General features: G+C 45.8%; 15 protein-coding genes. 3 read left to right on the plus strand and 12 right to left on the minus strand.

Translation table 11 applies throughout. The features are described 5' to 3' along the window. Positions 1–192: 192 nt before the first annotated feature. From gcvP to CKO50_RS04690, 4 genes are all read right to left on the minus strand, one after another. Positions 193–3,093, minus strand: coding sequence for an aminomethyl-transferring glycine dehydrogenase (gene gcvP / locus CKO50_RS04675; RefSeq protein WP_095727219.1), 2,901 nt, complete (start codon positions 3,091–3,093; stop codon positions 193–195). 182 nt (positions 3,094–3,275) lie between these two features. Further along, a complete protein-coding gene (gene gcvH, locus CKO50_RS04680; RefSeq protein WP_095727220.1) occupies positions 3,276–3,665 on the minus strand; it encodes a glycine cleavage system protein GcvH in 390 nt (129 codons plus the stop codon). Between the two features lie 76 nt (positions 3,666–3,741). Then, complete coding sequence (gene gcvT, locus CKO50_RS04685; RefSeq protein WP_095727221.1) at positions 3,742–4,824, minus strand: glycine cleavage system aminomethyltransferase GcvT; 1,083 nt, start codon at positions 4,822–4,824, stop codon at positions 3,742–3,744. Positions 4,825–4,909: 85 nt separating this feature from the next. Beyond that, on the minus strand, positions 4,910–5,485 hold the full coding sequence (locus CKO50_RS04690) for a hypothetical protein (protein ID WP_010370535.1): 576 nt from the start codon (positions 5,483–5,485) through the stop codon (positions 4,910–4,912). A 129-nt stretch (positions 5,486–5,614) separates the two neighbouring features. Between CKO50_RS04690 and CKO50_RS04695 the strand changes: the two genes are divergently transcribed. After that, positions 5,615–6,460 (plus strand): LysR family transcriptional regulator, encoded by an 846-nt coding sequence (locus CKO50_RS04695; RefSeq protein ID WP_010370532.1) that lies wholly within the window; start codon positions 5,615–5,617, stop codon positions 6,458–6,460. A 209-nt stretch (positions 6,461–6,669) separates the two neighbouring features. Continuing rightward, positions 6,670–7,137 (plus strand): transposase, encoded by a 468-nt coding sequence (locus CKO50_RS04700; protein WP_095727222.1) that lies wholly within the window; start codon positions 6,670–6,672, stop codon positions 7,135–7,137. A gap of 261 nt (positions 7,138–7,398) precedes the next feature. Here CKO50_RS04700 and CKO50_RS04705 read toward each other — a convergent pair whose 3' ends face one another. The 6 genes from CKO50_RS04705 to radA all read right to left on the minus strand — a co-directional run bounded on the left by CKO50_RS04705 (position 7,399) and on the right by radA (position 14,146). Further along, complete coding sequence (locus tag CKO50_RS04705) at positions 7,399–8,568, minus strand: FAD-dependent monooxygenase (RefSeq protein ID WP_095727223.1); 1,170 nt, start codon at positions 8,566–8,568, stop codon at positions 7,399–7,401. 10 nt (positions 8,569–8,578) lie between these two features. Further along, a complete protein-coding gene (gene ubiH / locus CKO50_RS04710) occupies positions 8,579–9,751 on the minus strand; it encodes a 2-octaprenyl-6-methoxyphenyl hydroxylase (protein WP_095727224.1) in 1,173 nt (390 codons plus the stop codon). 12 nt (positions 9,752–9,763) lie between these two features. Then, on the minus strand, positions 9,764–11,074 hold the full coding sequence (pepP, locus tag CKO50_RS04715; protein WP_095727225.1) for a Xaa-Pro aminopeptidase: 1,311 nt from the start codon (positions 11,072–11,074) through the stop codon (positions 9,764–9,766). 2 nt (positions 11,075–11,076) lie between these two features. After that, a complete protein-coding gene (locus CKO50_RS04720; RefSeq protein ID WP_026000986.1) occupies positions 11,077–11,640 on the minus strand; it encodes a UPF0149 family protein in 564 nt (187 codons plus the stop codon). Positions 11,641–11,836: 196 nt separating this feature from the next. Continuing rightward, complete coding sequence (locus CKO50_RS04725) at positions 11,837–12,760, minus strand: DUF945 family protein (protein WP_095727226.1); 924 nt, start codon at positions 12,758–12,760, stop codon at positions 11,837–11,839. 15 nt (positions 12,761–12,775) lie between these two features. After that, entirely contained in the window at positions 12,776–14,146 is a 1,371-nt protein-coding gene (gene radA, locus CKO50_RS04730; RefSeq protein WP_010370516.1) for a DNA repair protein RadA, read from the minus strand. 128 nt (positions 14,147–14,274) lie between these two features. Between radA and CKO50_RS04735 the strand changes: the two genes are divergently transcribed. After that, positions 14,275–16,776, plus strand: a complete 2,502-nt coding sequence (locus CKO50_RS04735; protein WP_095727227.1) for a PilZ domain-containing protein — start codon at positions 14,275–14,277, stop codon at positions 16,774–16,776. A 72-nt stretch (positions 16,777–16,848) separates the two neighbouring features. On the opposite strand, the gene ampE is transcribed toward CKO50_RS04735, so the two are convergent. Both ampE and ampD read right to left on the minus strand, forming a co-directional pair. Then, positions 16,849–17,700 (minus strand): beta-lactamase regulator AmpE, encoded by an 852-nt coding sequence (ampE, locus tag CKO50_RS04740; protein ID WP_095727228.1) that lies wholly within the window; start codon positions 17,698–17,700, stop codon positions 16,849–16,851. Positions 17,701–17,706: 6 nt separating this feature from the next. Beyond that, positions 17,707–18,249 carry a 1,6-anhydro-N-acetylmuramyl-L-alanine amidase AmpD gene (gene ampD / locus CKO50_RS04745; RefSeq protein ID WP_095727229.1) on the minus strand — a complete coding sequence of 181 codons (543 nt, stop codon included), beginning with the start codon at positions 18,247–18,249 and terminating at the stop codon, positions 17,707–17,709. Between the last annotated feature and the right edge of the window lie 1,096 nt (positions 18,250–19,345).

The raw sequence follows: 19,345 nt of genomic DNA on the forward strand, positions 1-19,345 counted from the left end.
TAAAAGTGTTTTGCAATATCTTTATACCGTACTCTCCCGTTAAGGGGGAGGAGTCCATACATCTCCCACAAGCCAAGAAAAGAGCCAAATATGTGTCTTCACCAAATCCACACCCACAAAAAAGCCGCCCTTTTTACAAAGGGCGGCTTTTCAAAATTTGCTAAGTCGCGCTAAAGCGCGACCAACAAACCCTTACGCGTCGCGGTAAGTATCAACCGCTGGGCAAGAACATATTAGGTTACGGTCGCCGTATACGTCGTCGATACGGGTTACTGTTGGCCAGAATTTGTCTTTTGCTACGCTTGGTACTGGGAATGCCGCTGCGAGGCGGTCATATGCACGGTTCCAGTCGTTGCTTAGTACGTCTGCTTGCGTGTGTGGTGCAAATACTAATGGGTTGTCTTCGATAGACCATTCGCCTGATGCAATCTTGTCGATTTCACCTTTAATAGAAACCATGGCTTCGATAAAGCGGTCGATTTCTACCTTAGACTCAGATTCCGTTGGCTCAACCATAAGTGTGCCCGCTACTGGGAACGACATCGTTGGTGAGTGGAAGCCATAGTCTTGTAGACGCTTTGCAACGTCCATTTCGGTAATGCCTGTGGCTTCTTTCAGTGGGCGAAGGTCAACAATACATTCGTGAGCAACACGGTCGTTACGGCCACGGTATAGAATTGGGAAGTGCTCGCTCAATTTAGCCGTTAGGTAGTTAGCGTTCACGATTGCCATTTCTGTTGCTTGTTTTAGGCCTTCGCTGCCCATCATCGCGATGTATGCCCACGAGATAGGTAGAATTGCAGCAGAGCCGTAAGGTGCCGCAGAAACCGCGCCGTTACCTACGTTTGTGCCTTCTACGTTGATCACGCTGTGGTTAGGCATAAATGGCGCTAGATGCGATTTAACACCGATAGGACCAACACCTGGGCCACCGCCACCGTGCGGAATACAGAATGTTTTGTGTAGGTTTAAATGTGATACGTCAGAGCCGATTGAACCTGGGCTAGTTACCCCAACCTGCGCGTTCATGTTTGCGCCGTCCATGTATACTTGGCCGCCGTGCTGGTGCACGATGTCACATACTTCACGGATAGATTCTTCGTATACACCGTGTGTAGACGGGTAAGTGACCATGATGCACGATAGGTTTTCAGCTACGTCTGCGGCTTTCGCGCGTAGGTCTTCCATATCGATGTTACCGTTTTTATCACAGTCAACCACAACCACTTTCATGCTTGCCATTTGTGCAGACGCTGGGTTTGTGCCGTGCGCTGAACTTGGGATCAAACAGATATTACGGTGACCTTCACCGCGAGACTCATGGTACTTACGGATCGCGATAAGACCTGCGTATTCACCTTGTGCACCTGAGTTAGGCTGTAGTGATACTGCGTCGTAACCTGTGATGTTCACAAGCCAGTCGTGCAGCTCAGTCATCATGATCTTGTAACCCTCTGCTTGGTCGATCGGGCAGAACGGGTGTAGCTCTGCAAACTCAGGCCAAGTCACTGGGATCATTTCTGCGGTTGCGTTTAGCTTCATGGTACACGAGCCCAATGAGATCATTGAGTGGTTTAGTGCTAAATCTTTGTTTTCAAGACGCTTGATATAACGCAGCATCTCGGTTTCGCTGTGATAGCTGTTGAAGTTAGCGTGCGTTAAAATTTCGTCGTCGCGCACTAGGCTTGCAGGAATACCTGTGATGTTCTCGCCTGATACTTGTGCGTCTAGCGCATTAACATTTAGGCCGTGATCGTCACCTAAAATGATGTCGAATAGCTCAGCTACGTCCGCACGCGTTGTGGTTTCGTTTACTGCAATCGAGTATTCGCCGTTGTGGTTAAGGGCAAAGTTCACACCTTTTGCTACGGCACGCGCCACAACCGCTTGCTTGTCAGCGTCGTCCGCTTTAACGGTAATAGTGTCAAACCACGTATCGTGCTTAAGTGCCACGCCTTTTGCTTTAAGACCCGTTGCAAGAATACTTGCAAGGCGATTAATGCGCTCAGCGATGATCTTAAGACCTTGAGGACCATGGTAAACCGCGTAAAATGCAGCCATGTTCGCAAGTAACACCTGTGCAGTACAGATGTTTGAGTTCGCTTTTTCACGGCGGATATGCTGTTCACGAGTTTGCATCGCCATACGTAGTGCGTCATTACCTAAGCGGTCTTTAGACACACCAATAATACGGCCTGGTAGTGAACGCTTGTAAGCATCACGCGTAGCAAAGAATGCCGCGTGTGGACCGCCGTAACCCATTGGTACACCAAAACGCTGTGCAGAACCAAGCACTACGTCTGCGCCTAGTTTACCTGGTGCTTTAAGTAGCATTAAACTCATGATGTCTGCGGCAACACAGGCAATCGCTTTTTTGTCTTGTACTTGTGCGATTAGGTCAGTAACGTCAACCACTTCACCTGATGTTGAAGGATACTGGAATAGCGCACCAAAAATTTCGTGGTTAGCAGCGTCGCTAGCAGGGCCTACTACTACTTCAAAACCAAACTGCTCAGCACGCGTAGATACTACATCGATAGTTTGTACGTGTACGTCGTCGGCAATAAAGAAGATGTTTGCTTTTTTCGCTTTAGATACACGTTTTGCAAGCGCCATTGCTTCTGCCGCTGCGGTTGATTCGTCAAGTAGTGATGCACTAGCTAAGTCTAGGCCGGTAATGTCCATAGTCAGCGTTTGGAAGTTAAGTAGTGATTCCAAGCGACCTTGCGCAATCTCTGGCTGATAAGGGGTGTAAGCCGTGTACCAACCCGGATTCTCAAGTACGTTACGTAGGATAACGTGAGGTACGTGCGTTGGGTGGTAGCCTTGACCGATATAAGATTTGAAAACCTTGTTTTTGCTTGCTACTGACTTCAAGTAGCTTAGGGTTTCCACTTCTGTGCGGCTTTCACCGATCTGTAAGCCCTCTTCTAAACGAATTGAAGCAGGTACAGTTTGACCGATCAGCTCTTCAACACTAGATACTCCAAGAGCGCTTAGCATCTCGCTCACCTGTGCTGGGCTTGGCCCAATATGGCGGCGGATAAAATCTTGCTTTTGCTCTAACTGTTCAAGAGATTTGGCGTTTGACATTAGTCCAGGTTCCTATGATCCAAATGAAAAAGGTGAATACTGTTTTTATCTAAATGAGATACCTTGGTAACGGCAGTATTCTAAAAACGTTGGCATGAGCTCGTCATACCCTGAGCAAGCACCCTTGCCCAAAAAGCAACAATAAAAGCCCCTAAAAAGGGGCTTTTATTACTATCAACAAATTAGTCTTCGTCGATTGAATTTGCGTAGCCTTCAGCGTCTAGTAGGTTATCTAGCTCAGACTCATCAGACGCTTTAATACGGAACAACCAACCGTCACCGTAAGCATCGTTGTTTACAGTTTCAGGCGCATCTTCTAGGTCTTCGTTTACCGCAATGATAGTACCGCCGATTGGTGCGTAGATGTCTGATGCTGCTTTTACAGACTCAGCAACTGCGCAGTCTTCACCCGCGTCAACTTCATCGTCTACTTCTGGTAATTCAACAAATACCATATCGCCTAGAAGTTCTTGTGCGTGCTCAGTGATACCTACTGTGTACTCGCCATTGCCTTCAGCGCGAACCCACTCGTGTGAAGTAGCGTACTTTAACTCGCTAGGAATGTTGCTCATTTTTTTGTTCCTTTGGTCGGTTGCGATGTCACCCCGTGAGCGACATCAATGTTATTCTATTTATTACCTATAAAAACTAGATAATTGACTTGCCGTTACGAACGAAGCTTGGCTTAACTACTTTAACATCAACTAGCTTCTTACGCATTTCAACTTGTGCAGTCTCGCCAATTGAACGAGGTACACGCGCAAGCGCTACACTGAAGCCTAAAGTTGGTGAGAATGTACCAGAAGTGATAACACCTTCGCCACCTTCTACGATAACTTTAGAACCACCACGTAATACGCCTTTGCTTTCTAGGACTAAACCTACCAGCTTATCAGTGCTTTTCTCTGCGCGCTGTTTAGTGATAGCTGCACGACCGATAAAGTCACGCTCCTCTGGCTCCCATGCAATTGTCCATGCCATGTTCGCAGCAAGTGGAGACACCGTCTCGTCCATGTCTGAGCCGTAAAGGTTCATGCCCGCTTCTAAACGTAGCGTATCACGTGCACCTAGGCCAGCTGGACGCACACCTGCGTCTAATAATTTTTGCCATAAGTCCGCCGCACCATCGTTGTGCACTACGATCTCATAACCCTCTTCACCAGTGTAGCCCGTTGTTGCGATAAATAGGTCATCAGCTTGCACACCAAAGAATGGCTTCATGCCTTCAACAGCCGCTTGTTGTTGTTCGTCTAGGATAGTTGCTGTTTTTGCTTTTGCGTTTGGACCTTGTACCGCAATCATCGCGTACTCAGGACGCTCAGTAACTGTCACTTCAAAATCTGCTGCTACCGCACCGATATGTGCAAGGTCTTTTTCACGTGTTGCAGAGTTAACTACTAGGCGATATTGCGTTTCAGTGAAGAAGTAAATGATAAGGTCGTCAATTACACCGCCCTGCTCGTTTAGCATGCCTGTGTATAGCGCCTTACCAGCCACAGTAAGCTTAGCTACATCGTTTGCAACTAGCTTTTGTAAAAATGCCTTTGCGTCTACACCTTCGATATCAACAATCGTCATGTGTGAAACGTCAAACATGCCCGCGTCTTGACGCACCGCGTGGTGCTCTTCAATTTGTGAGCCATAATTGATTGGCATTTCCCAACCGTGGAAGTCTACCATTTTCGCGCCAGCTTCTAGGTGCTTAGCGTGTAGTACTGTTTTAGAAGTCATACTTATCCTTCACTTTTTTACTCAGCCGCCATCGGTTGGCGCTGAGGGGGTTATTGTTATCGCGCTTACGATAACTGCACGGAATTTATGAAACGAGTTTAAAACCAGCGTCAGTGAGCGTCGTTTGCCACTTATCTAACACAGCAGCTTGCGCAATCAACTGATACTGTTGCTGTTCGTCCACCAGCAAGGTCGTAATAAATACTTCACCGCTTTGCTTGCCATAGCAGGCATTTTTATCTGAGATCCTAAGGCCAGGCGTTAACGTAAAGTCACTGACTAAACGCTCAAACGCAAGCTCACCGCTTATGGTGGCGGCAACTAAATCATGACGGCGAACCAGTTCAATATCAAACTCGTCAGCATGGCTATCAATCAGTGTTGCCAGCTCAGCGGCTGCGCTTTCACTTACAACAAAACGGTAAGCCGTTTCACTAAAATAGTACACGGCGAAATTTTCGCCACTGTCTAGTTTGCCTTGAAAACCCAAGCCCGGTGCCATTAACTTATTCAAGTTAAGTGCAAGAATTTGGCTTAAGAAAGGCGTGGTCTCAAAGCCGCTGAAATCGAGTACAACAACAGCATCAGTCGGCATGTAATGGTTTTGCGCCGGAACACTGCCCTGACGGTGCTTTGCAAAGATAATTGGCGTGACGCTCATGGCACTACCTTAGTGAAATTTCGATGAGCAAAAGTATAAGGATGCGCAAACTCAACAACAAATTGTATTTACTTATCAATTGATAAATAATATTAATGTACTTGGGTTTTATAAATTGCATTTCCTTATATGAAAAACTTATCAATTGATGGATTAAGAACGCTGGTCACTGTGGTTGATGTCGGTGGCTTTGCCAAGGCCGGTGAGTTGCTTGGCTTATCTCAGCCTGCTGTTAGCTTGCAAATCAAACGTTTAGAAGACATGCTAGGTTGCAAGCTGTTTAAAAAGCAGGGCCAAAGACAGGTATTGAATCAATATGGTGAGCTACTTTTGCCCCTAGCCAAACAAATGTTGCAGCAGAACGATGCAATTATTCAGCAATTTACCTCTGAGAGTGTGACAGGCCGAGTGCGTTTGGGTATTCCAAGTGAGTTTGCAGCACGGATCTTACCTTCTATTATTGGCGATTTCGTTTCTTTATATCCTGATGTTGCATTAGAAGTTAAATCAAGATTGAGTAAACACTTACTTTCTGTAGTAAGGCAAGACCAGTTTGATTTGGTGCTAGCGCTCAATGAAGAGCTTAGCTCATCCAAGTACCCGGTGTTTATGCAAGACCAACTGGTCTGGGTTGGCGATTTATCGCTTGCGCAGCATTCGGTTGTTACTTTAGTCACCGCGCCGGAGGGCTGTATTTATCGCCGCCGCGCTATCGAGGCGCTGCAACAAGCTGGATTACAATACCGAATTGTATATAGCAACGCCGACTTAACCGGCCTTACCGCCGCTTTAAAAGAGGGACTCGGGATCACTGTGCTAGCCAAAAGCACCGTGCCAGCAGAGCTGCCCTATCAGACCCAAACCCAAATATTACCCGAACTCGGCCAAATCGGTATCAGCCTTGTCAAAAACACCCAAGAATCCGCCCACGCCGTAGATAAACTCGCTGAGTTTATCGCATTGAGGTTAGGTTAAAAGATCGCGGGGTGAACCCGCTCCTACCAACGATATAAAACCTCTGTGGGAGACGCTTTACGCGGCGATTTACGCGGCGAGATTGTTGAAATGATCGCGGGGTGAACCCGCTCCTACCAGCAACATAAAACCTCCGTGGGAGCCGCTTTATACGGCGATCTTGTCCTATATTTACATGAGCACTTATTAATGAACTCAAGGAGAGAGTCATGCCACATAGCTGCCGTTTAAGGAAGGGCCGAGTTTCATCAGCCGGTCAATACTATGCAGTCACCATTTGCTGTAAAAACAAAACAGCTGTTTTTAATAACCTTGCAGTCAATCAAGTTGTTATTCGCGAAATTTATCACCTTGAGCGGGATAACTTTATCAAATTAATTGCCTATACACTGATGCCAGATCATTTACATCTCCTGTTTCAACTAAAGGATGTGTGTTCTTTGTCTGATACTATTAAGTCTTTAAAGGGAAGAACGGCAACTAAGCTAAGAACAATGAACATTCGGCAGCTATGGCAAAAGGATTTTTATGACACCTGTATTTTGCATAACACTATGTTAAGAAACCAAGCAAGATACATAGTTGCAAACCCGCTTCGGGCAGGGGTGGTAAAACAGATTGGTGATTATCCTTATTGGAATTGTATTTATTTAAGCAATGGGATTGGGGATTTATAAAGTTGGTGATACCTGTTTTAGGAAAAGATCGCGATGTAAAATCGCTCCTACCAGCAATATAAAACCTCTGTGAGAACCGCTTTATGTGGCGATACTAATTTAGGAAAAGATCGCGGGGTGAACCCGCTCCTACCAGCAACATAAAACCTCTGTGGGAGACGCTTAACGCGACGATGCTGATTTAAGAAAAGATCGCGATGTAAAATCGCTCCTACCAGCAGCATAAAATCTCTGTGGGACCCGCTTTACGCGGCGATCTTTTTATTTACCGCCTATCGCTTCTTTGGCGAACAGGTGTTTGATTGGGCCGAGATTGTCGACCAAACTCAGGCCTACGCCGCGCACTAGCTTTTTAAGCGGATGGTTGCCTTCAAACAGCTCTTTAAGCCCTTGCATCATGGCAATATGCTTTTGGGCATCTGCTTTTCTGCTGCGCTCATATTGGCGCAGTATCCGTGTGCTGGCAAATTGCTCTTGCGGTGCTGATAACAAGGTGATCAGATACGCAGCGTCTTTTAACCCCAAATTCATGCCAAGACCTGCAAGCGGGTGAATGGTATGTGCCGCGTCGCCCATTAAAACGATCCGCCCTTGCACCCATTGTTTTGCATAGCGCATGGTCAATGGAAAAACATGTCTTTCGCTAATCAATTCACACACACCGCACTGCATATCAATTGCAGCACTCAACGCTTTATTAAACGCCTCGACCGGCATGGCTTGTAGCTGCTTTGCTTTATCCGGTGCGGTAGACCATACAATTGAATGAGTATGTGGATCATCAAGCGGCAAAAAGGCCAGCGGCCCATCAGGAAGGAACACTTGTCTTGCTGTTGCATCATGTGGCGCTGCGGTTTTTATCGTTGCAACCAGCGCATGGTGGTCATAATCCCAATACGTGATTGGCATATTAAACTGCTGGCGAATAGCAGAACGTGCACCGTCAGCCGCCACCACCAACTTGGCCATCACAGGTTCACCGGCCGCTAAGGTTAACAGCACATCGGTGTCTGTTTGGTGCAAGCTTTGGTATTTTGTGTTCCACATCAGCTTGGCCGATTGCTGTGCTTCAAGTGCTGTTAACAAGGCATAGCGAATGGCGTCGTTTTCAATGATGTGACCAAGCTCAGGTAAGTCTAACGAGACATTATCAAAGGCGATTTTACCAAAGCTGTCTTTATCGCGTACATCCATACGAGTATATGCCGCGGCGCGCTGCGCTTTAATATCAGGCCACACGCCCAAGCGCTCAAATAAAGCCTGACTTGCAGCGCTTATTGCACTCACGCGTGCGCTGTATTCTTGTGCCAATGGTGTTGGTTTTTCACCACTGTCTAACACTAGTACCGAGATATTTTGCTGCGCAAGCCCTAGCGCCAGCGTTAAACCAACACATCCACCACCAACAATACAAACTTGAACTTGTTGCATGCCAACTCCTTTATCCTTTATATCCCATCAATTGCTTGGCCAGCGGCGCTCTTGCTGTTTTGGACAGCGCCATGGTGAGTAGACCTAAACTACGGCCTAAGGCTAAGGTTCTTGATGAGTTTGAAAATAGTCGAACGAGCGCATCGGTTAATGTCATCACCGTATTAATATCTTGCGCTCGCGCCTGTTGATAAGCACGCGTAAATTGAAAACTTCCCCACTCATCAAGCGCATTCGCCTGACATTGTGAGGTTAGTACTTGAATATCTCGTAGACCTAAATTAAAGCCCTGTCCTGCAATGGGATGAATGGCATGCGCGGCATTGCCAATCACCACCACGCGATGATGAGTGAGTTGCTCTACTCGCCCAAGCACCAGCGGATAACTTGCTCTCATACCCACCTGGACAAAGCGCCCAGCGCGATAACCAAAGGCTTGCTGCAATGCAGCTAAAAACTCGTGTGCTGTCATCGCTTCAAACTCGCTAAGGTGTTCATTTGGCATACACCACACCAGCGAATAACGATTATCACTCATTGGCAGAAGTGCCATCGGGCCATGTTCAGTAAAACGCTCGAACGCCTGACCACCATGAGCCGTGTCGATTTGCACATTGGCAATCAACGCGCCTTGCTCATAGCCTATGCTATCAAAGCCGATATTGAGTTTAGTTCGCGTAGGAGAGTTCGCGCCGTCGGCAACGACCAACAAACGACCACATACCTGCTCGCCATTATTGAGCGTCAGATCAACTTGCTCAGAGCGTTGTGATATTTCAACAACTTGACATGGACAAAACAGTGCAATATCAAGATTGCTCAACTGCTCGTGTAAAAAGCTGCCATAGGGATTGACTTCAACCACATAGCCTAACGCTTTTTGGTTGTAGTCTTCAGGATTTATCCACGCTTTACCGAAGTGACCTCTGTCTGAAACATTCACTTGTGTAATTGGCTCAACGTACTGCCACTCGGGATTAAATAGATTTAGCTCGCCCAAAAATGCGACCGACTGCGCAGCAAGCGCAATACTACGGTCGTCAAAACTTGGATGCTGTTTACCTTTTGGTACAAAGGCTTCAATAACCGCAATCTTTGCCTGCGGAGAGACTTTTTTTATGGCGATGGCGGCGCTGGCTCCTGCCATACCACCACCAACCACGACGACATCAAACTGTTGCACGCAAAGTGTCCACTAGTTATTCATTAATGCTTCTATTTCTGCGATGGTTTTTGGCACCAGTGCGGTTAAGTTTTCATAACCTGACTCGGTGACCAACAGATCATCTTCGATACGAATGCCAATTCCTTTATACTCATCAGGAACTTGCGCATCTTCGTCAAAATACAGACCCGGCTCAATGGTAAGTACCATGCCAGGTTCAAATGGACGATCCGCTTCATCTAACTTGTATTCACCGACATCGTGAACATCAAGACCTAGCCAATGACCTAAACCATGCATGTAAAATGCTTTGCATGCCTGTGCCTCTACGAGTTCATTAACGTCGCCCGCAAGAATGCCCAAATCAACTAGCCCTTGAGTCAATACAGTCATCGCCACTTGATTCGCTTTAACTAACGTACCACCCGGTTTTACTTCACCAAAGGCCGCATTTTGCGCCGCCAATACCAACTCATAAATCTTACGCTGTGCATCAGTAAACTGGCCATTTACAGGGAAAGTGCGAGTTATATCAGCCGCATAGCCTTCAAGTTCACAACCCGAATCAATCAGTACTAAGTCGCCGTCCTGTAGCGCATCACAGTTGTCGGTATAGTGTAAAATCGTCGCATTGATGCCGCTGCCAACAATGGTGCCATAGGCTGGATGACGCGCACCGTTCATTGCATAATGATGATGAATTTCGGCTTCAAGCTGATATTCCGTTGCGCCCGGCTTTGCAAACTGCATGGCGCGTTTGTGCGCCTCAGCACTAATTCTGCCCGCTTCGCGCATGATGGCGATTTCAGCATCCGACTTAAATAAGCGCATTTCATGGACGAGTGGACGAATATCTTTGATAATCTCAGGGGCACGATAGCCCTTTTTCGGTGCGCCACGCAATGTACTTAGTAACTGCCAAACCTTATCATCAAAGGCGTTATATGTGCCTTGTCCGTAGAATAATATCTTGCGACCATTCACGAGATTTAATAGCTCGTCGTCTAAGTCACTCAGCGCAAAGGTTTGGTCAAGTTCAAGTTGCGATTTAGCTTGCTCATAGCCCATCCGGCGACCATGCCAAATCTCAGCAACCTTATCTTTATTACGACAAAACAGCGTAGACTGCGCATTGCCGTCTCTGTCTTTCGTAAGCACCAAAACCGCATCCGGCTCTTTAAATCCCGTCAGGTAAAAAAAGTCGCTATCTTGGCGAAATGGAAATTCAGTGTCGCGGCTACGGGTTAACTCTACGGCCGCAGGAATAATCGCTACGGCGTTGTTATCTAATGCCGCAATAAGACGCGCACGGCGTGCTACAAACTCGCTGTTTTTTATCATAATTAATGTATCGTCTTTGATGTGCTAACGGACTGGGGTTCTTTACCCATCTCGGCAAAGCATAACAGTGTAGAAACACGCACATATTCTACCACTTCGAGCAGTGCTTCTTTATCGTCATTACTGTCTTCAAAACCAGTATCAAGCTTAGTTATTTCGCTAAAGTCGTTAATCACTTCTTTAACATCAGCAGATAACTTACCGTAATCTTTTTGCTTTAAACCAAAGCCAAGTAAAAAGCCTGATACCCAAGCAATCAGTGCATTAGCTTGGTCATGTAATGACTCATCTTCTGGCGGCAAATACAGTTCAAACTGGAACTCACCGTCGTTGAAGTGCTCGGCAACTTGCTTATATAAGTCGATGCAAAACTCTCTAATTGGCGCTGAAAATTTTTGACCGTCGTTAAATACATCGCTCAATAGCCCTAAATACTCTGAATCTTCGATATTCAGACCACAGGCCAATAGCCCAGAAATGGTGCCGTGAACTTCGGCGGGGGCAATAAATAATTCGTGTTTTTCTAATAGCAATTGAGCTTGCTGGTAGTCTTTGAATTCGCTCATAAATACATTCCCAAGCAATTGATACTCCAATGCTACCACCGCAGCCTTTGCAACTCCAACGAATTGTATGATCAACCTCAAGGCTGCTTTAGATTTCACCAGTTTGGTAAAACTAATATTGCGAATGAGCGGGCTTATGAGAGATGAAGGGATTGCAGAACAAGTCCACAATCCCGTTAAACGAGCTGGATTGGCTTTACTTACCGCTTGCGTTGATCTTGATAAGTTCAGACAGCGTTTCCGGATTTTGCGCCGTAGACATAGATAATTGCTGCCCCAGAGCCATCATACTTTGACTTTGTGGTACCGAAACAGATATAGCAAGTGACTCCATTCCATTGGCAAAGTCATTCACAGCCGTTTGAATTTCAGCAGGTAGCATCATCATTTGTAGTTGCTGGGCAACAATCGCCTGAAAGTCAGCCTTGCTCATGCCCTGCTGAGCAATTTCAGACTCAAGTAACTGAGGCAAGGTGCCTGCATTGTCAATATTAACAGCCAGCGATTTTAATTCGAGCGATTGCATTGCCACCATCATTTGCGACTGAACTTGAAGCTCTTGTTCAAGGTTTGGTGTATCACCTTGAATTTTTGATGCCGCCAGTGAAGCATCCATAAAGGCCTTACTGTTTCCAAATGCAGCATTAAAAGAGGTTTTTACAATACCTTCTGCCAACGTTGCAAATTTAAACTCGCTGGCGCCAGATGCTTCATCATAGGCGAGACTTGTATTCAAATGGTACGTTGCATTCACCAGCTCCGGCGACATCCCTTGGGTAAACTCTTCAGCTTCTTTTGCTAATTTTAAACCTACTAGGTCAAGCTCGGTATAGGGGCTGATTTTGTCTTGCTCGTAACCCACAACATTTAACTTCTCAATGGTAAATATGGGAATATTTTCATCGGCTTGTGAAATTGTTAGGTCGGTAATTTCTACACCACGGGTAAACAAATCAACTGAGCTGTTTGCAAAATTCACCGTAAGGCCACTGTCTTGTTCGAAGTTTTCTATTTGCTTGGCGATTTCTTGCTTCACTTGCTCATTGACATAATAGTTGGCGCCAACATACCCTGCGCCCGCTAGTACCACAACGGCAACTGCTAATGTGGACTTATTCATAACTCACTCCATTATTTAAAAAAGTGCCTCGAGCGCTTCGCTGAGGCTAGAGACGGCAACAATTTCCATCCCTTCAATATTTTCTTTTGGTTTATTTGCTTTTGGCACAATTGCTCTTGTAAATCCATGCTTAGATGCTTCACGCAATCGCTCTTGCCCACTTGGCACTGGGCGGATCTCACCACCAAGGCCCACCTCACCAAATACCACCAGTTGTCTGTCTAATGTTTGGTTTTTAAAGCTTGAAACCAGTGCGGCTATCAAGGCTAAATCAGCACTGGTTTCGGTCACTTTGACACCGCCTACGACGTTAACAAACACATCTTGATCCGACACCTGTAAACCGCCGTGACGATGCAATACCGCAAGTAGCATGGCCAAACGATTTTGTTCCAAACCAACGGTGACGCGACGCGGGTTGGCAAGCTGTGAATAGTCGACTAGCGCTTGAACTTCCACGAGCAAAGGTCGCGTGCCTTCCCAAATAACCATAACTAATGAGCCTGGTGTTTGCGCTTCACCACGATTTAAGAAAATGGCCGAAGGATTGTTTACTTCCTTTAGACCTTGGCTTGTCATAGCAAACACACCCAACTCGTTTACAGCACCAAAACGGTTTTTATTGCCGCGTAAGGTTCTAAAGCGGCTGTCGGCACTGCCTTCAAGTAAAATAGAGCAGTCAATACAATGCTCCAGCACCTTTGGGCCGGCAAGTGTGCCGTCTTTAGTTACGTGTCCCACCATGATAATGGCGACCTGATTGGTTTTGGCAAAACGCGTCAAATAAGCCGCGCTTTCACGTACTTGAGAAACCGACCCCGGTGCAGATTGAATATCACTCATATGCATTACTTGAATCGAGTCGATAACCATAATGCTTGGTTTTTCACGAAGTGCGAGCTGGCAAATTGTTTCAACGTTAGTTTCTGCGAGTGTTTTTAACTTATTTGTAGGCAGCCCTAATCGTGTCGCACGCATGGCAACTTGTTGCAGCGACTCTTCACCGGTGACATACAAAGTGTTCATGGTTTCGGCAAGGCGACACATGGTTTGCAGCAGCACCGTACTCTTACCAGCGCCGGGGCTACCACCAATTAATATTGCACTTCCCGGTACAACTCCACCACCAAGGACACGGTCAAACTCTTTAAATCCAGTTGAAAATCGCGGTAATTGCTCTAGGTTAACTTCATCTAAGGTTTGTACTTTAGCTTCAACGAGACCGGCATAACCTGACGTTGAACCGCCTTGAGGGACTGATTTTGCTGACGGAACGCGAAATTCCGTTACGGTATTCCATGCCTTACACTCCGAGCATTGGCCTTGCCAACGCGCGAATTCAGCACCACAATCGCTACATACAAATGCTGTTTTCTTTTTTGCCATAAATTACAGGTATATATCTTGCTTAAACACAATAATAGGTTAAGAATAAACTAATAAAGCGCCAATGTTGACATAATATTGGCGGTGACCCAACTGGTCACATAAAATGAGCGCGTGTAAAACTGTTTATGCCTGAAGATAGATTACAAAAATATCAAAGCTTAATTGAGGATTTAAAACTGGATCTTGGCGATCCGGCTTTTGATCGCATATTTAAGCAACGTACTGCGGACCTGTCCAAGCCGGACCAATTTCTATTAAAAATGGAAATGTCACGGCTATCTCAGCCCGTGGCACGATTTATAGACCTCAGAGGACAAGTCGCAGGTCAAGTTAAGCCTTATGAATATGAAGGCAAACAGCACTTTATGGATGACTTAGCAATCGAAGTATTCGAGCGAGAAGTCGCTAAACACGGGGGTTATACCCTTGCAGTTTACGAATCCGTAATGAGTACCGACAATAATTATAAGGTCATGCAAAAGCAGGCCAAAGCACGTGAAGAAGAAGTAGAAAAGGACGCAGTCAATCATAACTACACTAAACTCGTCCGCTTCGCGTCATACGAAAGTCGCTCTGAAGAGCGCATGAATTACTCCATTAAGATCACAGTGGAACTGGCAAAAAATCGTCCTAAGATTTCCGCGACTACCTCCGATATTTCCCTCAGCGGCGCTAAAATAAAATTACCGACCAATCAACAAGTAGACCCCGGACAAATTATTTCGATCCGCTTAGTGGGCCTCGAGCAAGACTTTGAACTTGGCTTAAAAGAAGGTATTCAGTATGAAGTCGTCGCCGTAGAACCCGGCACGATTGAATACAACCAAGTTCGCTTAAAACGCACATTTATCGAGAAAAACCAAGGTTTTGATGACTTTTTAAATAGCTTTATACACGGTAACAAACGTCGCTATAAGATAAATCTCGACAACACTTTGGATGCCGTGGTTTGTAAAGGCTACGAACAATATTATTTTCCACGGGTCTGCTCTTTGTTTGTTTTCATCAGTGAGAAACAAAAACAGTTTTATCCAAGCATGGTGCTTACCAACGAAAATAACGCCCATATCAATTACTACTTCGAGGACGAACGAAAACAATCAGGCCTTTATTCCGTCTTCAACCAAAAACGAATGCAGCGACTGCTTGCGCTTTCTGGCGCAGTAAAAGAAGCGGTATGCCACGTATTTACTCACTCAAGTCAAGGCAAAATGTACTTTTACTCAGCTTTTGACTTTGAGCTGGAAGAAATGCAGCAACTAAACGATCTGTTCTTTGCCTTTGGCAGCCAAAAAGACAGCTGGCGCACGTTTAAAGTTCAGTTGATGCCAAGTCACCATGAAGATGCGTTTATCCCACTTTCGCTTCCTGCCAGCGCTGGCAAAAATGTCGAAAAGCTAAATAAGCGCCCCACACCAAGGGTGCAAGGCTTTATACAAGACGTAAAATATCTCATGTTACTGACAGATATCGGTAACCCGTCTATCACTGAGCGATTCCAACGTCTGAGTTATGAACAAAGCTTAGTTAATCAATTAAAGAAGTTCGGTCACGGCAAATCAGCCACCCCCCCTCCACTTGAGGTGGTTGCGTTAGAATACGTTAACTTACGTGCACACAGACGCTATCTTTATAAAACCAATGTCGTCGCACACATTGACGGTCAAGGAACGTTCAACTGTGTAACTCGTGATTTTTCTGTCATGGGTTTACAAATAGAGTGCGGCCAAGAAATGCCGGTGAGTAAAGGTGACTCAATACACTTGGACTTAGTCGATTTGCAGAGGCTGACGAAACAACACGATTTAACAAATTTGCGTTATGAAGTGATGATGGTAAATAAAACTAAAACTATCATTAACTTGAAAGTGCAGAAAATAGGTCAGCTGGATCATTCAGCCATGGGGTTCTTTAAAGCCCTTATTGAGAATAACAAAGACAAGCTGGTTGCTTGTGATGAAGCGCCAAAGGTGCCAGGGCTATCACTGGCACTGCGTAACATGGTGACTAAATCCGTTTGTCAGTTCCCTCTATATTTACACAAAGAGACCTCACATAATACTGTGGGAGCGATTGGACAAGGGCTTTACCCGACATCGCTTCACCACTTGCTGCATTCGTTTAGTGATAATGACGATAACACACTGGACGCCAAGGCGGTTTTCCCCGAGCGCTTCGTCGAGGAAAAGCTAACAGAGATTCTAAAAACAAAGTCGCGACAAGATAAACCGCTCAAATACTTGGTGTTTATTAAATTTGATCCAAACCAAAGCAGTCAACACGAAGCGGTAGGTGCGCAAGTGATTGCCCATGAAGAGGACATTGATAGCCTGTACTTGTATGCTAAAAAAGCACTGCGCAACGACTTACTCTTCGTCTATCAGCTTTATGTATCAAAAACCGGCCGCCCAGATATGGATTATCTTGCGAATGAGCTGCGCTATGTAAGCCACTATGCAATCCACAAAGCAAAAGACCTAGAAGAAGCGCTTTGGTCAGTAACTGGGGTGTGTGATTTGATAGATGTTACGGATTATGTGATTCGAAATATGGGCTTTGATGCGCCGCTTGTTACCAAAATGGAAGAGCAGAAAAAACGCTGGTTAGAGACCAACTTTAAACACTGATTTCAAATGCTCCCTATACGCTTACGGTATATGGAGCATTGTTATAAAGGTAGGTGTGATTTGCAGCTAGGGCTACTCCACCCAACCAAATAAGGTTAATACAGCAATAATCACGAGATAAAACAAAATATTGCGCTTCACGAGGCGCATCATACAGCTTGCTTCAAAGGTACAACCTAAAAACTGCTGTTCGATTTGCTCAGCCGCAAGCGCTGTGCTTGTGACGATTTGACGATTTGTGGTTTTAAAATCTAGCACATACTTCAACCAACTTGACGTGCCTTTACTAAAGTTACCAATGATCAAAAAACCAAAGCTTGCGATCCGTGCGGGAAGCCAATTTAGCCAATAAAATAGTCGGCAAAACTGCTCAAACACATGCTGTAGCGGCGGATTTTCTTGCTCATGATGCCAATGCACAATTTGTCTTACCATCGCATATAGCACAGCACCCGGTGCGCCCAACGCCACAAACCAAAAAATAACTCCGCAGTAATGTTGAAAGTTGATCCACGAAAGCGTCTGACCAAACGTCTCGCCGCCCGGCTCATCTTCTAATTTGTCTTGCCCCATTTGTAACGCATAAAGCGTAGCCGCTTCGTTATCACCTCTGGTCAGCGCATTTAAATAGCCTTTATAAAGCTTGCGATATTTTGCACAACCAAAACAGACTAAGAGCACACAGATATTGATTGCAAACTGCCAAAACACAAAGTCACTTAGACTGTAAATAAAAGCAACGACCAATGCAGGAATAACTAACCAAAGCATCACACCGAAATGCGAGCCCAACATGGCATTTGGCTGGGTCCAAGATTTGGTTTTCGCATAGTAACTTTGCAGGTAATAGTCGACTTGCCAGTAATTCGCCCGCGCGCCAAGTCGTTCAATAATAAGCGCGATGATGATAGAAATTAAGATCATGCTTGCCTAGCTCTCTTGGTTATTTAACAAGGTAAAATAATGCTGCCAATCAAATGCAGCCCCCGGATCTGTCTTTCTTCCTGGAGCAATATCATTGTGCCCTACAATACGATCATTCGTCAGCTTTGGATAGTGCTGCTGCAGCCAACGCGTTGTTTTTACTAAACTCGCATATTGTGCTTCGGTATATGGCGTGGTGTCTGTGCCCTCCATTTCAATACCAATTGCAAAGTCATTACAACGCGTTCGACCTTGCCACTGCGACACACCTGCATGCCAAGCCCGCTCAACAAAAGGAACGTATTGGGTGATGCTACCGTCACGACGTATAACGCAGTGCGCCGACACCCTTACTCCCTCTAAATCAGAAAAAGTTGGATGTGCGCCGCAGTCCAGCGTGCCCATAAATAACTCTTCCACATAAGGCGTGCCAAAGCACCCCGCAGGCAGCGAGATATTGTGGATCACCAGTAAATCTATCTCACACGCTTGCGGTCTTTCATCGTAATGGGGGGATTGCTTGTGTTTAGCAAAAGGTAGCCAATTCAAAGTATTAGTTCCAAGCCTTGGTTTGTATTCGATTATAAAGACAAAATAAGACAAAAGGTAGGGATGGATTGAGTATAACAAGAGTGTCGCGACATCAAATCACAACAAACAACACATACCCGTAGCAGCGGGTTTACCCCGCGACCTCCGTTTTGGCCGTCAACTCATTCTTTACAAACACGGCTTTGCATTTCAAACACACCGTCGCGACATAAAGTCGCACACAAGGGCTCAACAGCAAACCACAGCAAGCTACACATACACGCAGCAGCGGGTTTACCCCGCGACCTCCGTTTTAACCGCCAACTCATCCTCTACAAACACGGCTTTGTATTTCAAACACGCTGTCGCGACATAAAGTCGCTGCTACGAAAATACACAAGGGCTCAACAGCAAGCTACACATACACGTAGCAGCGGGTTTACCCCGCGACCTCCATTTTGGCAGTCAACTCATTCTCTACAAACAAAGCTTTGTATTTCAAACACGCTGTCGCGACATAAAGTCGCTGCTACAAAAATACACATTGGTTTTCGGCATAAAATCACAGCAAGCTACACATACACGTAGCAGCGGGTTTACCCCGCGACCTCCGTTTTAACCGCCAACTCATTCTCTACAAACACGGCTTTGTATTTCAAACACGCTGTCGCGACATAAAGTCGCTGCTACGAAAATACACAAGGGCTCAACAGCAAGCTACACATACACGTAGCAGCGGGTTTACCCCGCGACCTCCGTTTTAACCGTCAACTCACTCCCTTCAAACACGGCTTTGTATTTCAAACACGCTGTCGCGACATAAAGTCGCTGCTACGAAAATACATATTGGTTTNCGACGTAAATTCACAGCAAACAACACATACACGTAGCAGCGGGTTTACCCCGCGACCTCCGTTTTACCCGTCAACTCAATTCTTTACAAATAAGGCTTGGCATTTCAAACACACTGTCGCGACATAAAGTCGCTGCTACAAAAATACATATTGGTTTTCGACATAAAGTCACAGCAAGCAATACATAATCGTAGCAGCGGGTTTACCCCGCGACCTCCGTTTTAACCGCCAACTCATCCTCTACAAACACGGCTTTGTAT

This window comes from Pseudoalteromonas sp. HM-SA03 (assembly GCF_002289345.1).
Taxonomy (GTDB): domain Bacteria; phylum Pseudomonadota; class Gammaproteobacteria; order Enterobacterales; family Alteromonadaceae; genus Pseudoalteromonas.